The 13,230-nt window shown below is 64.2% G+C and carries 8 protein-coding genes; 4 read left to right on the top strand and 4 right to left on the bottom strand.

Translation table 11 applies throughout. The features are described from left to right. Positions 1-14 precede the first annotated feature (14 nt). The 4 genes from lpdA to typA form a co-directional block, all read right to left on the bottom strand. Positions 15-1,445, bottom strand: a complete 1,431-nt coding sequence (lpdA, locus tag CFB50_RS08070; RefSeq protein WP_089445486.1) for a dihydrolipoyl dehydrogenase — start codon at positions 1,443-1,445, stop codon at positions 15-17. Between the two features lie 83 nt (positions 1,446-1,528). Beyond that, complete coding sequence (gene odhB, locus CFB50_RS08065) at positions 1,529-2,809, bottom strand: 2-oxoglutarate dehydrogenase complex dihydrolipoyllysine-residue succinyltransferase (protein WP_089445485.1); 1,281 nt, start codon at positions 2,807-2,809, stop codon at positions 1,529-1,531. Between the two features lie 135 nt (positions 2,810-2,944). Continuing rightward, positions 2,945-5,809 carry a 2-oxoglutarate dehydrogenase E1 component gene (locus tag CFB50_RS08060; RefSeq protein WP_046545499.1) on the bottom strand — a complete coding sequence of 955 codons (2,865 nt, stop codon included), beginning with the start codon at positions 5,807-5,809 and terminating at the stop codon, positions 2,945-2,947. 318 nt (positions 5,810-6,127) lie between these two features. After that, positions 6,128-7,954 (bottom strand): translational GTPase TypA, encoded by a 1,827-nt coding sequence (gene typA, locus CFB50_RS08055; RefSeq protein ID WP_039358989.1) that lies wholly within the window; start codon positions 7,952-7,954, stop codon positions 6,128-6,130. Between the two features lie 328 nt (positions 7,955-8,282). Between typA and CFB50_RS08050 the strand changes: the two genes are divergently transcribed. The 4 genes from CFB50_RS08050 (at position 8,283) to CFB50_RS08035 (ending at position 13,213) form a co-directional block, all read left to right on the top strand. Further along, positions 8,283-8,774: a MarR family winged helix-turn-helix transcriptional regulator gene (locus CFB50_RS08050; protein WP_069247824.1), complete on the top strand. Its 492-nt coding sequence runs from the start codon at positions 8,283-8,285 to the stop codon at positions 8,772-8,774. A gap of 87 nt (positions 8,775-8,861) precedes the next feature. After that, positions 8,862-10,358 carry an efflux transporter outer membrane subunit gene (locus CFB50_RS08045; RefSeq protein WP_089445484.1) on the top strand — a complete coding sequence of 499 codons (1,497 nt, stop codon included), beginning with the start codon at positions 8,862-8,864 and terminating at the stop codon, positions 10,356-10,358. 52 nt (positions 10,359-10,410) lie between these two features. After that, on the top strand, positions 10,411-11,625 hold the full coding sequence (locus CFB50_RS08040) for an HlyD family secretion protein (protein WP_069247822.1): 1,215 nt from the start codon (positions 10,411-10,413) through the stop codon (positions 11,623-11,625). Positions 11,626-11,653: 28 nt separating this feature from the next. Next, positions 11,654-13,213 carry a DHA2 family efflux MFS transporter permease subunit gene (locus CFB50_RS08035; protein WP_089445483.1) on the top strand — a complete coding sequence of 520 codons (1,560 nt, stop codon included), beginning with the start codon at positions 11,654-11,656 and terminating at the stop codon, positions 13,211-13,213. Positions 13,214-13,230 lie beyond the last annotated feature (17 nt).

The following is a 13,230-nucleotide window of genomic DNA, read 5'->3' as shown; positions in this document are numbered from 1 at the left end:
GCGCTATACCGCGCTCAGCTGTTCAGCGAGCGCTTGTCGACGGCGAGTGCCGCTTCGCGCATCACTTCCGACATCGACGGGTGCGGATGGCAGATGCGGGCGATGTCTTCCGACGCCGCCTTGAATTCCATCGCCACCACGGCTTCCGCGATCAGGTCCGACGCGTTCGCCGCGATCACGTGCACGCCGAGCAGTTCGTCGGTCTTCGCGTCCGCGATCATCTTCACGAAGCCGTCCGGCGCGTTCATGCCGAGCGCGCGGCCGTTGATCGAGAACGGGAACTTGCCCGACTTGATCTCGCGGCCTTCCGTCTTCAGCTGCTGCTCCGTCTTGCCGACCCAAGCGATTTCCGGGTACGTGTAGATCACCCACGGAATGCAGTTGTAGTCGATGTGCGGCTTCTGGCCGTCGATCACTTCCGCGACCAGCACGCCTTCGTCTTCCGCCTTGTGCGCGAGCATCGGGCCGCGCACCACGTCGCCGATCGCGTACACGTTCGGCACCGCCGTGCGGCAGTGGTCGTCCACGTCGATGAAGCCGCGCTCGTTCGCCTTCAGGCCGATTGCCTCGAGGCCGAGGTTGTCGGTGTTCGGCACGCGGCCGACCGACACGATCAGGCGGTCGGCGTCGAGCGTCTGCGCGTTGCCGTCCTTGTCCGTGTAGGCGATCGACACGCCATTCGCGGTCGTCTTCACTTCGCCGATCTTCACGCCGAGATGGATGTCGAGGCCCTGCTTCTTGAACAGCTTGGCCGCTTCCTTCGCGAGCGCTTCGTCAGCTGCGCCGAGGAAGGCCGGCAGCGCTTCGAGCACCGTCACTTCGGCACCGAGGCGACGCCACACCGAGCCAAGCTCGAGGCCGATCACGCCTGCGCCGATCACGGCGAGCTTCTTCGGCACCGTATCGAACGTCAGCGCACCTTCGTTGTCCGACACGATCTTGTTGTCGACCGGAATGCCCGGCAGGTGACGCGCCTTCGAGCCCGTCGCGATGATCACGTTCTTTGCAGTGACGACTTCGGTTTCACCTTCGCCGCTCACTTCGATCTGCACGCCGGCATCGGTCTTGCCGGTGAACTTGCCATGGCCCTTCAGCCAGGTGATCTTGTTCTTCTTGAACAGGAACTCGATCCCGTTCGTCATCTTCTCGACGATCGCGTCCTTGCGGCCGAGCATCTTCGCGATGTCGATCTTCACGCCGTCGACATTGATGCCGTGGTCGGCGAGGTGGTGCGACGCGTTCTCGAACTCTTCCGACGACGCGAGCAGCGCCTTGGACGGGATGCAGCCGACGTTCAGGCAGGTGCCGCCGAGCTTCAGCGCGCCGGCCGGGTTCTTCCACTTCTCGATACAGGCAACGGTCTTGCCGAGCTGCGCGGCGCGCACCGCGGCGATGTAGCCGCCGGGGCCTGCACCGATCACGACGACGTCAAATTCCTTGGACATGACAATCCTTTCTTCTTGTGCAACCGCACGGGCAGCGCGTGTCGCGCGCCCGTGCGGTGCGGGTCAATGCGGTGAAACTCGGCTTACAGGTCGAGCAGCAGGCGTGCCGGATCTTCCAGCGCATCCTTCATCGCGACGAGCGACAGCACGGCTTCGCGGCCGTCGATGATGCGGTGGTCGTACGACAGCGCGAGGTAGTTGATCGGACGGATCACGATCTGGCCGTTTTCGACGACCGGACGCTCCTTCGTCGCGTGCACGCCGAGGATTGCCGACTGCGGCGGGTTGATGATCGGGGTCGACAGCATCGAGCCGAACACGCCGCCGTTCGAGATCGAGAACGTACCGCCCGTCATTTCCTCGATCGACAGCTTGCCGTCCTTCGCCTTCTGGCCGAATTCGGCGATCTTCTTCTCGATCTCGGCGAGGCTCAGTTGATCCGCGTTGCGCAGGATCGGCACGACGAGGCCGCGCGGCGAGCCGACAGCGATACCGATGTCGAAGTAGCCGTGGTAGACGATGTCGTTACCGTCGATCGACGCGTTCACGAGCGGGAACTTCTTCAGCGCGTGGACGGCCGCCTTCACGAAGAACGACATGAAGCCGAGCTTCACGCCATGTTCCTTCTCGAACTTGTCCTTGTACTTGTTGCGCAGCTCCATGACCGGGGCCATGTTCACTTCGTTGAACGTCGTCAGAATTGCGTTGGTCTGCTGCGACTCGAGCAGACGCTCGGCGATACGCGCACGCAGGCGCGACATCGGCACACGCTGTTCCGGACGGTCGTTCAGCCAGGTCGCGGCCGATGCCGGCACCTTCACTTCCGGCAGCGACGGCTTCGCAGCGGCGGTCTTCGCCGGTGCGGCAGCCGGAGCGGCCTTCGGTGCGCTGCCTGCCGCCAGCGCGTCGCCCTTCGTGACGCGGCCGTCACGGCCCGAACCTGCGACGTCGCCCGCCGACAGGCCCTTCTCGGCCAGCAGCTTCGATGCGGCCGGCGATGCGGTGGTCGACGATGCCGCTGCGGTTGCGGCGACCGGCTGTGCTGCCGGTGCGGCTGCAGCAGGCGCTGCTGCCGGCTTGACTTCGGCGGCGCCTGCCGCGGCTTCGGCTGCACCTGCCTTCGCTTCGGTGTCGATCGTTGCGATCAGCTGATCGGCAACGACGGTGTCACCATCGTTCTGCAGCACTTGCGCGAGCACGCCCGCGGCCGGTGCCGGCACTTCGAGCACGACCTTGTCGGTCTCGAGTTCGATCAGGATTTCGTCTTGAGCAACTGCTTCGCCCGGCTTCTTCTTCCACTGCAGCATGGTGGCTTCCGAAACCGACTCCGAAAGCTGGGGGACTTTGACTTCTACGATAGCCATGTGATTTTCCTGGATGCTTAATCTGGGTAATGACGAGGTTCGTGCGATTCCTTCGGCCGGTGCGGCGCGCAACGCGCCCGGCGGGCCAAAAGAGACGGGAAAGCGCATGGCGCCTTCCCGTTTCGCTTCCGTCGGTTATTTCGCGATCGATGCGCTCTTCAGGCGGCCGAAAGCACCTTCGATGAGGGCCTTCTGCTGCTCGTAGTGCTTCGCGTAGTAGCCAACCGCCGGCGAGGCCGAAGCCGGACGGCCGCTGTATGCCAGCTTCTGCCCTTCCTTCATGCCTTCCTTCAGATGGTGCTCGACGTAGAACCAGGGGCCCTGGTTCTGCGGCTCGTCCTGCACCCAGACCACTTCAGTCGCGTTCTCGTACTTCTTCATTTCGGCTTCGAACTGCTTGTGCGCGAACGGATACAGCTGCTCGATACGGATGATCGCGACGTCGTTCGCCTTCGCTTCGCGGCGATGTGCGACGAGGTCGTAATACACGCGGCCCGAGCATGCCAGCACGCGCTTGACCTTCTTCGCGTCGATGCCGCCGTCGGTTTCGCCCAGCACCGGCTGGAACGAACCCTTCGCGAGTTCCGACAGGTCCGACACCGCTTCCTTGTGACGCAGCAGCGACTTCGGCGTCGCGACGATCAGCGGCTTGCGGAACAGGCGGATCATCTGGCGACGCAGCAGGTGGAAAATCTGTGCCGGCGTCGTCGGTTGAACGACCTGCATGTTGTGATCCGCGCACAGTTGCAGGAAACGCTCGATACGCGTCGACGAGTGTTCCGGACCCTGGCCTTCGTAGCCGTGCGGCAGCAGCATCGTCAGACCCGACACGCGGCCCCACTTCACTTCGCCCGACGAGATGAACTGGTCGATCACGACCTGTGCGCCGTTGACGAAGTCGCCGAACTGCGCTTCCCACAGCACGAGCGTGTTCGGCTCGGCGGTCGAGTAACCGTATTCGAAGCCCAGCACCGCTTCTTCCGACAGCACCGAGTCGATCACCGTGAACTTCGCCTGACCTTCAGCGATGTTCTGCAGCGGCACGTACGTGCCGTCGTTCCAGCGCTCGCGGTTCTGGTCGTGCAGCACCGCGTGACGGTGCGTGAACGTGCCGCGGCCCGAGTCCTGGCCGGTCAGGCGCACCGAGTAACCCGATGCGACGAGCGACGCGAACGCGAGGTGTTCGCCCATGCCCCAGTCGAGCGGCTGGTCGCCACGCGCCATGTTGCGGCGGTCGTTGATCACGCGCTCGACGAGCGGGTGGACCTTGAAGTTTTCCGGGACCGTCGTGATGCGTTCGCCGAGGCGCTTCAGTTCTGCGAGCGGCACGGCCGTGTCGGCTGCATCCGTCCACTTGCGGTTCAGGAACGGAACCCAGTCAACCGCGTACTTGCTCTTGTAGTTCGACAGGACCGGGTCGACCGTGTGGTGACCATCGTCCATCGCCTTGCGGTACGCCTTCACGAAGTTGTCGGCGTCTTCCGCAGTGATCACGCCCTGCTGCACGAGCTTCTCGGCGTACAGCGCACGGGTGCCCGGGTGCTGCGCGATCTTCTTGTACATCAGCGGCTGCGTGACCGCCGGCGTGTCCTGCTCGTTGTGGCCCAGCTTGCGGAAGCAGACGATGTCGATCACGACATCCTTGTGGAACTGCATCCGGTAGTCGATCGCGATCTGGATCGCGAGCACAACGGCTTCCGGATCGTCGCCGTTCACGTGCAGCACCGGCGCTTCGATCATCTTGACGACGTCGGTACAGTACAGCGTCGAGCGCGCATCGCGCGGGTCGGACGTCGTGAAGCCGATCTGGTTGTTGATGACGATGTGCAGCGTGCCGTGCGTGCCGTAGCCGCGCGTCTGCGCGAGGTTCAGCGTTTCCATCACGACGCCCTGGCCAGCGAAGGCCGCGTCACCGTGGATCTGCACCGGCAGCACTTGCAGGCCGTCTTCGTCGCCGCGACGGTCCATCCGCGCCTTCGCGGAACCTTCGACCACCGGGTTCACGATTTCGAGGTGCGACGGGTTGAACGCGAGCGACAGGTGGACCGGGCCGCCTTCCGTCGACACGTCCGACGAGAAGCCCTTGTGGTACTTCACGTCACCGGCCGGCAGGTCGTCGACGTGCTTGCCTTCGAATTCGGCGAACAGGTCGGCCGGCATCTTGCCCAGCGTGTTGACCAGCACGTTCAGACGGCCACGGTGGGCCATGCCGATGATGATTTCCTGCACGCCGCGCTTGCCCGCGTGCTGGACGACTTCGTCCATCGCCGCGATGAAGCTTTCGCCGCCTTCGAGCGAGAAGCGCTTCTGGCCGACGTACTTGGTATGCAGGTAGCGCTCGAGGCCTTCAGCGGCCGTCAGGCGATTCAGGATGTGCTTCTTCTCGTCCGCCGAGAAGTTCGGCGTCGCGCGGGTCGACTCCAGGCGCTCCTGCCACCAGCGCTTCTGTTCCGGGTCGCTGATGTACATGTACTCGGCGCCGATCGTGCCGCAGTACGTGTCGCGCAGACCCTTGACGATGTCACGCAGCGAAGCCTGGTCGAAACCGAAGTACAGGTTGCTTGCGCTGTACGTCTGGTCGAGGTCGCCTTCGGAGAAATCGTAGAACGCGGGTTCGAGCTCGGGAATGGCGGGACGCTCGCGACGCTTCAGGGGATCCAGATTGGCCCATTGCGAGCCGAGGAAGCGATACGCGCTGATGAGGGACTGGACGTGCACCTGCTTGCGTGCCGCAGCCAGATTGGTCGTGCTTTCGCGCGGGATGAAGGCATTGGCCTTCGCACGCTCGGCGAACGATTCGACGATCGGAAAATGGGCGACGTCATTGGCATTCGAACCGTCCGTTGCAGGTACATTCTGCAGCGCGTCGAAATACTCTCGCCAGTTCTCCGGCACCGATGCCGGATTGTTGAGGTATGCATCGTACAGTTCTTCAACGTACGAAGCATTGCCGCCGAACAGATAGGAGTTCAGCTGAAACTGCTTCATTACATCTGACATTTTACGCTCACCTTTCTTCGAGCTTCTCGAGAAATAGCGGGTTACTCAACCTTCCGCGACACGGCCTGACCGTTTAGCGGATTGCGAATCAAGTCTTGCTTGGAAGGACCTAAAACTTGCGTGCGCGCAGCATATCACAGAACCGATACCGGAGTTCACGGCGAAATGTGCCTGAAAGCACCGCGCGACGGGGTTTTGCCGGATTGCCACGACCCGCGGGAACAGTGTTTTGCAGTCAACCCGATTGCGCATCGCGCAGATGCAAAAAAGGCTGCCCGCAGGCAGCCTTTTCCGTGATGCAGCGAACGGCCGAAACGCTTAGTCGACCGCGCCTTCGCGGCTCGCGCGGCGACGCTCGTGCTCCTTCAGGAAGCGCTTGCGCAGGCGGATCGATTGCGGCGTCACTTCGACGAGTTCGTCGTCGTCGATGAATTCGACCGCGTATTCCAGCGACATCTGGACCGGCGGCACGAGACGCACGGCTTCGTCGGTACCCGACGCGCGCACGTTGGTCAGCTGCTTGCCCTTGATCGGGTTCACGACGAGGTCGTTGTCGCGGCTGTGGATGCCGATGATCATGCCCTCATAGAGCGCGTCACCCGGCTTCACGAACATGCGGCCGCGATCCTGCAGCTTCCACAGTGCGTAGGCCACGGCAGCGCCGTCGTCCTGCGAGATCAGCACGCCGTTGCGGCGCTCGAACACCGAGCCGTCCTTGACCGGTGCGTACGAGTCGAAGATGTGGCTCATCAGGCCCGTGCCGCGCGTGAGCGTCAGGAATTCGCTCTGGAAGCCGATCAGGCCACGCGCCGAGATCTTGTACTCCAGACGCGTACGGCCGCGGCCGTCCGACGCCATGTCGAGCATTTCGCCCTTGCGGCGACCGAGCTCTTCCATCACGCCACCCTGATGCTCGTCCTCGACGTCGACGGTCAGCAGTTCGTACGGCTCGTGACGCACACCGTCGATTTCCTGCATCACGACGCGCGGACGCGACACGGCCAGCTCGTAACCTTCACGACGCATGTTCTCGACGAGAATCGTCAGGTGCAGTTCGCCACGGCCCGACACCTCGAACACCGTTTCGTCGCCGGTGTCCTTCACGCGCAGCGCGACGTTGTGGTTCAGTTCCTTCATCAGGCGGTCGCGGATCTGGCGGCTCGTGACGAACTTGCCTTCGCGGCCGGCAAGCGGCGACGAGTTGACGAGGAAGTTCATCGTCAGCGTCGGCTCGTCGACGGTGATCATCGGCAGCGCTTCCGGCGTGTCCACCGCGCAGATCGTTGCACCGATGCCGACGTCTTCAATACCGTTGATCAGCACGATGTCGCCCGCTTCGGCCGACTCGACCTGCACGCGCTCGAGGCCCGTGAACGACAGCACCTGGTTGATCTTGCGGTTCAGCACATCGCCTTCCGGCCCGAAGCGCATCGCGACCGGCTGGCCCGGCTTGATACGACCGCGCGTGATGCGGCCGACGCCGATCCGGCCGACGTACGTCGAATAGTCGAGCGACGTGATCTGCAGCTGCAGCGGCGCGTCCGGATCCGCCGGGCGGACCGGCACGTGCTCGAGGACTGCCTCGAACAGCGGCCGCATGTCGCCTTCGCGCGCGGCCGGGTCGAGCGACGCATAGCCATTCAGGCCCGATGCGTAGACGATCGGGAAGTCGAGCTGCTCTTCCGTTGCGCCGAGCTTGTCGAACAGGTCGAAGGTCTGGTTGATGACCCAGTCGATCCGCGCGCCCGGACGATCGATCTTGTTGACGATGACGATCGGCTTCAGGCCGAGCGCGAGCGCCTTCTTCGTGACGAAGCGCGTCTGCGGCATCGGGCCCTCGACCGCGTCGACGAGCAGCAGCACCGAGTCGACCATCGACAGCACGCGCTCCACCTCGCCACCGAAGTCCGCGTGCCCCGGCGTGTCGACGATGTTGATGTGCGTGCCTTCGTACTCGACCGCGCAGTTCTTCGCGAGAATCGTGATCCCGCGCTCTTTTTCGATGTCGTTCGAGTCCATCACCCGCTCCGCAATCTGCTGGTTCTCGCGGAAGGTGCCGGACTGGCGAAGCAGTTGGTCGACGAGCGTAGTCTTGCCGTGGTCGACGTGGGCGATGATGGCGATATTGCGAAGGGCGCGGGTCATAGAAACCTGGAAATCGTTTGAACGCGCAAAAGCGCCCGCTCGTTTCTCACGGGCGCGCGCATTGCAGCTTGGAAAGCCACAAATTATAGCACGTGCGGATGTCGGGAGCTGACGGCGCGTTGCGACGCAACACAAGTGGGCCGACTACCCCTCCCCCTCGGACACACCAGTCAATCGAAGCCCACGTCACCGGAGAGCTCAAAGACCTTATTTCTATAAGGGATTTGTGTGACGTAAAGCGCGCCCTTTGCCGTTCGATTAACATTTGCCGCGGCAAGCAACTGTGCCTATACTGCTGCCTAGTCAACTATTGCAGCTTCAGGGTTTTATGTCGGATTCTTCTACGCAACCACCCGTTTCGCCGCTGTCCTCGTATCAGATGAACGACAGCGTCGGTTATCTGATGTCGCGCGTGAAGTCGGTGATGACCAACCTCGTCACGCAACGCACGCAGGAAGAGCTCGGCATCACGGGCACACAGGCGAGCATGCTGTTCATGATCGCGGTCGGCAAATGCTCGACGGCCGCCGAGCTCGCGCGCGAATACGGGATCGATGCGAGCGCGGTCACGCGCCTGCTCGACCGGGTCGAGAAACGCGGCCTGCTGTCCCGCGTGCGCAGCGTCGAAGATCGGCGTGTCGTGCGCCTCGAACTGACCGACGAAGGCCGTGCGCTCGCCGAACGGCTGCCGCCGATTTTCCGCAGCGTGCTCGACCAGGTGCTGGACGGGTTTACGCCGGAAGAAGTCGGGTTCCTGAAGAGCATGCTGCGCCGCATTCTCAGCAACTACTGCGAGACCGCCGGCGGCAGCATCACGTAATAGTTGCCATAACAATTACTTTTGACAGATTAATGTAAGGAAATCCTTGCAGTGTCCATCATTCATTCCGAGTCAGGGATCAGCGCGATGAAATCCTCCCCGTTGTCCGTGCGCGCCGGCTCGTGCCGCGCCGCCGTCGCCGCCGCGGTCGCCGCACTGGCGCTGGCGGGCTGCGCGAACTACATCGGCATCAAGAGCGACAAGCAGATCGCTCCCGCGTCGCAATTCGAATCCGCCCAGAGCCTGCCGGCCCAGGGCGGCCAGTGGCCGGCGCTCGACTGGGCCAGCCAGTTCGGCGACCCGCAGCTGCCGAAGCTGATCGACGAAGCCCTGCAGGGCAATCCGTCGATCGCACAGGCGCAGGCGCGCATCGCAAAGGCGTCGTCGTACATCGAATCGTCGCGCTCGAATCTGATGCCGAAGGCGGAAGCCAGCTATTCGTGGACGCGCGAGCTGTATTCGTCGAACGCGCTGTTCCCGCCCCCGTACGGCGGCCAGTGGTACAGCGAGAACAACGCGCTCGCGAGTGCGTCGTGGGAACTCGACCTGTGGGGCAAGAACCGCGAACGCCTGCACACTGCCGTCTCGCAGGAGAAGGCGGCCGAAGCCGACATGCAGCAGGCGCGCATCACGCTCGCGTCGTCGGTCGCACGCACCTACAACTCGCTCGCACAGCTCTATGCGCTGCGCGATATCGCGCAGCGCGAGATCACCAATCGCGAGACGGTCGGCAAGATCACCGACGGCCGTGTGTCGGCAGGCCTCGACACCAACGTCGAACGCCAGACGGCGCGCGGCAATATCGCGACGACCCAGGCTTCGCTGTCCGATCTCGATGGCCAGATCACGACGGTGCGCTACCAGCTCGCCGCGCTGCTCGGCAAGGGCCCGGATCGCGGGCTGCAGATCGCGGCGCCCGTGCTGAACCCCAGCGGCGAAGTCGCGCTGCCCGGCAACCTGCCGGCCGATCTCGTCTCGCGCCGCCCCGACATCGTCGCCGCGCGCTGGCAGGTCGAAGCCGCGATGCACGACGTGAAGGAAGCGAAGGCCGAGTTCTATCCCGACGTGAACCTCGCGGCCGGCTTCGGCTTCGATGCGTTCGGCTGGGGCAAATTCCTGAACTTCGCGAGCCGTCAGGCGCAGTTCGGCCCGGCGATCCACCTGCCGATTTTCGACGCCGGCGCGCTGCGCGCGCAGCTCAAGGGCCGCTACGCGGACTTCGACCTGTCGGTGGCGAACTACAACCAGACCCTGATCAGTGCGCTGAACGACGTCGCGACGCAGGTCGCATCGATCCGCGCGGTCGATCGCCAGATGGGCGATGCGCAACGCGCACTCGACGCATCGACGCGCGCTTATGACCTCGCGGTCATCCGCTACAAGGCCGGCCTGTCGCCGCAACTGCAGGTGCTGACGGCGGACAGCAACCGCCTCGCATCGGAGCAGACGGTGACCAACCTGAAGATGCGCCGGCGCGACATGCAGCTCGCGCTGATCAAGGCGCTGGGTGGCGGGTTCGACGCGACCGGCACGCCGCTCGCCGCACCCGATGCCGACAAGCCGACAAAACAGGCCGCCAACTGATCCGGCGCCACCACTACGCAGACACTCGAAATAACGGACGGAGAAAATCGCCATGAGCGACCAACAAAACGCCGCCAGCGCGCAGCCGCAGAACAATGGCAAGCGCAAACGGATGATGACGCTGCTCGTCGCGGTCATCGTGATCGCGGCCATCGCGTATGGTCTGTACTACTTCCTCGTCGCCCGCTTCCATGAAGGGACCGACGACGCGTACGTGAACGGCAACGTCGTGCAGATCACGCCGCAAGTCACCGGCACCGTGATCGCGGTGAAGGCCGACGATACGCAGACCGTCAAGGCCGGCGATCCGCTCGTCGTGCTCGACCCGGCCGACTCGCAAGTCGCGCTGCAGCAGGCCGAAGCCAATCTCGCGCAAACGGTGCGCCAGGTGCGTGGCCTGTTCGTCAACGACGACCAGTACCGCGCGCAAGTCGCGCTGCGCCAGTCCGACCTGTCGAAGGCCGAGGACGACCTCCGCCGCCGCGTGGCCGTCGCGCAAACGGGCGCCGTGTCGCAGGAAGAAATCTCGCACGCTCGCGACGCCGTTCGCGCCGCCCAGGCGTCGCTTGACGCTTCGCAGCAACAGCTCGCGTCGAACCGCGCGCTGACCGCGAACACGACGATCGCCTCGCATCCGAACGTGATGGCTGCGGCCGCGAAGGTTCGCGACGCGTACCTGGCAAACGCCCGTAACGTGCTGCCCGCGCCGGTCACCGGCTATGTCGCGAAGCGCTCGGTGCAGGTCGGCCAGCGCGTGTCGCCGGGCACGCCGCTCATGTCGGTGGTGCCGCTGAACGCAGTGTGGGTCGATGCGAACTTCAAGGAAGTCCAGCTCAAGCACATGCGCATCGGCCAGCCGGTCGAACTGACGGCCGACATCTACGGCTCGTCGGCGGTCTACCACGGCAAGGTGGTCGGCTTCTCGGCCGGTACGGGCTCGGCGTTCTCGCTTCTGCCAGCGCAGAACGCGACGGGTAACTGGATCAAGGTCGTGCAGCGCCTGCCGGTGCGGATCGAACTCGATCCGAAGGATCTCGACAAGCACCCGCTGCGCATCGGCCTGTCGATGCAGGTCGACGTGGACATCAAGGACGAACGCGGCGACCAGCTCGTGAACGCGCCGAACACCGTCTACGAGACCAACGTGTTCGCGAAGTACGGCGACGAAGCCGATGCCGAAATCGCCCGCATCATCGCCGAGAACGCAGGCGGCAACGCACCGGCGCCGGCCGCGTCGAAGTCGAATGCCGTCGCGAAGATGATGTAACCGCTCCGACTCCGGAAAAACAACCGACATGGCACAGGCTCCTGTCTCTCACCCGCCCTTGCAGGGCGGGCAACTCGTGATCGGGACGATCGCGGTATCGCTCGCGGTGTTCATGAACGTGCTCGACACGTCCATCGCGAACGTCGCGATCCCGACCATCTCGGGCGACCTCGGCGTGTCGTCCGACCAGGGCACGTGGGTCATCACGTCGTTCGCGGTCGCGAACGCGATTTCCGTGCCGCTGACCGGCTGGCTGACCGATCGCTTCGGGCAGGTGCGCCTGTTCCTCGCGTCGATCATCCTGTTCGTGATTTCGTCGTGGATGTGCGGTCTCTCGCCCAACCTGCCGTTCCTGCTCGGGTCGCGCGTGCTGCAAGGCGCGGTGGCAGGCCCGATGATTCCGCTGTCGCAAGCGCTTCTGCTGTCGAGCTATCCGCGCGCCAAGGCACCGATGGCGCTCGCGCTATGGGCGATGACGACGCTGATCGCGCCCGTCGCCGGCCCGATTCTCGGCGGCTGGATCTCGGACAACTACTCGTGGCCGTGGATCTTCTACGTCAACATCCCGGTCGGCATCGCCGCCGCCGCCGCGACGTGGGCGATCTACCGCAATCGGGAGTCGACCGTGCGCCGCGCGCCGATCGACGGCGTGGGCCTCGCGCTGCTGGTCGTCTGGGTCGGCTCGCTGCAGATCATGCTCGACAAGGGCAAGGATCTCGACTGGTTCGCGTCGACGACCATCATCGTGCTCGCGCTGACCGCCGTCATTGCGTTCGCGTTCTTCGTCATCTGGGAATTGACTGCCGAGCATCCGGTCGTCGATCTGTCGCTGTTCCGCATGCGGAACTTCACCGGCGGCACGGTTGCGCTGTCGATCGGGTACGGCCTGTACTTCGGCAACCTCGTGCTGCTGCCGCTGTGGCTGCAGACCCAGATCGGCTACACCGCGACCGACGCCGGTCTCGTGATGGCGCCGGTCGGGCTGTTCGCGATCCTGCTGTCTCCGCTCACCGGGAAGTATCTGCCGCGCACCGATCCGCGCTTCATCTCGACGGCATCGTTCCTGACGTTTGCGCTGTGCTTCTGGATGCGGTCGCGCTACACGACGGGCGTCGACGAGTGGTCGCTGACGCTGCCGACGCTCGTGCAGGGCATCGCGATGGCCGGCTTCTTCATCCCGCTGGTGTCGATCACGCTGTCCGGCCTGCCCGGCCACCGCATCCCCGCGGCATCGGGCCTGTCGAACTTCGTGCGGATCATGTGCGGCGGTATCGGCACATCGATCTTCCAGACGGCCTGGGACCATCGCAACAACTTCCATCACGCGCAACTGGTCGAGCAGGCGAACGTCTACAACCCGACGTTCAACCAGGCTGTCACGCAGATGGGCAACCTCGGGCTGACGCAGGACCAGGCGCACGGGCTGATCAACAACATGGCCACGCAGCAGGCCGCGCAGCTCGGCGTGAACGACCTGTTCTACATCTCTGCGGCGATCTTCGTGCTGCTGATCGGGCTGATCTGGATCACGAAGCCCGAGCGCGCGGGTGGCGGCGATGCAGGTGCCGCAGCATCGGCTGCACACTGAACACGCAGCCTGAACGC

It is taken from the genome of Burkholderia sp. AU33423 (genome assembly GCF_002223135.1).
Classification (GTDB): Bacteria; Pseudomonadota; Gammaproteobacteria; order Burkholderiales; family Burkholderiaceae; genus Burkholderia; species Burkholderia lata_D.
Note: the sequence above shows the minus strand (reverse complement) of the source record. Positions and strands in the feature narration are given on the sequence as shown.

What these genes read in the sequence shown, in the direction of transcription:
- lpdA (WP_089445486.1), bottom strand. Translation starts at nt 1,445, where the DNA reads ATGTCCAAGGAATTTGACGTCGTCGTGATCGGTGCAGGCCCCGGCGGC.
- odhB (WP_089445485.1), bottom strand. Translation starts at nt 2,809, where the DNA reads ATGGCTATCGTAGAAGTCAAAGTCCCCCAGCTTTCGGAGTCGGTTTCG.
- CFB50_RS08060 (WP_046545499.1), bottom strand. Translation starts at nt 5,809, where the DNA reads ATGTCAGATGTAATGAAGCAGTTTCAGCTGAACTCCTATCTGTTCGGC.
- typA (WP_039358989.1), bottom strand. Translation starts at nt 7,954, where the DNA reads ATGACCCGCGCCCTTCGCAATATCGCCATCATCGCCCACGTCGACCAC.
- CFB50_RS08050 (WP_069247824.1), top strand. Translation starts at nt 8,283, where the DNA reads ATGTCGGATTCTTCTACGCAACCACCCGTTTCGCCGCTGTCCTCGTAT.
- CFB50_RS08045 (WP_089445484.1), top strand. Translation starts at nt 8,862, where the DNA reads ATGAAATCCTCCCCGTTGTCCGTGCGCGCCGGCTCGTGCCGCGCCGCC.
- CFB50_RS08040 (WP_069247822.1), top strand. Translation starts at nt 10,411, where the DNA reads ATGAGCGACCAACAAAACGCCGCCAGCGCGCAGCCGCAGAACAATGGC.
- CFB50_RS08035 (WP_089445483.1), top strand. Translation starts at nt 11,654, where the DNA reads ATGGCACAGGCTCCTGTCTCTCACCCGCCCTTGCAGGGCGGGCAACTC.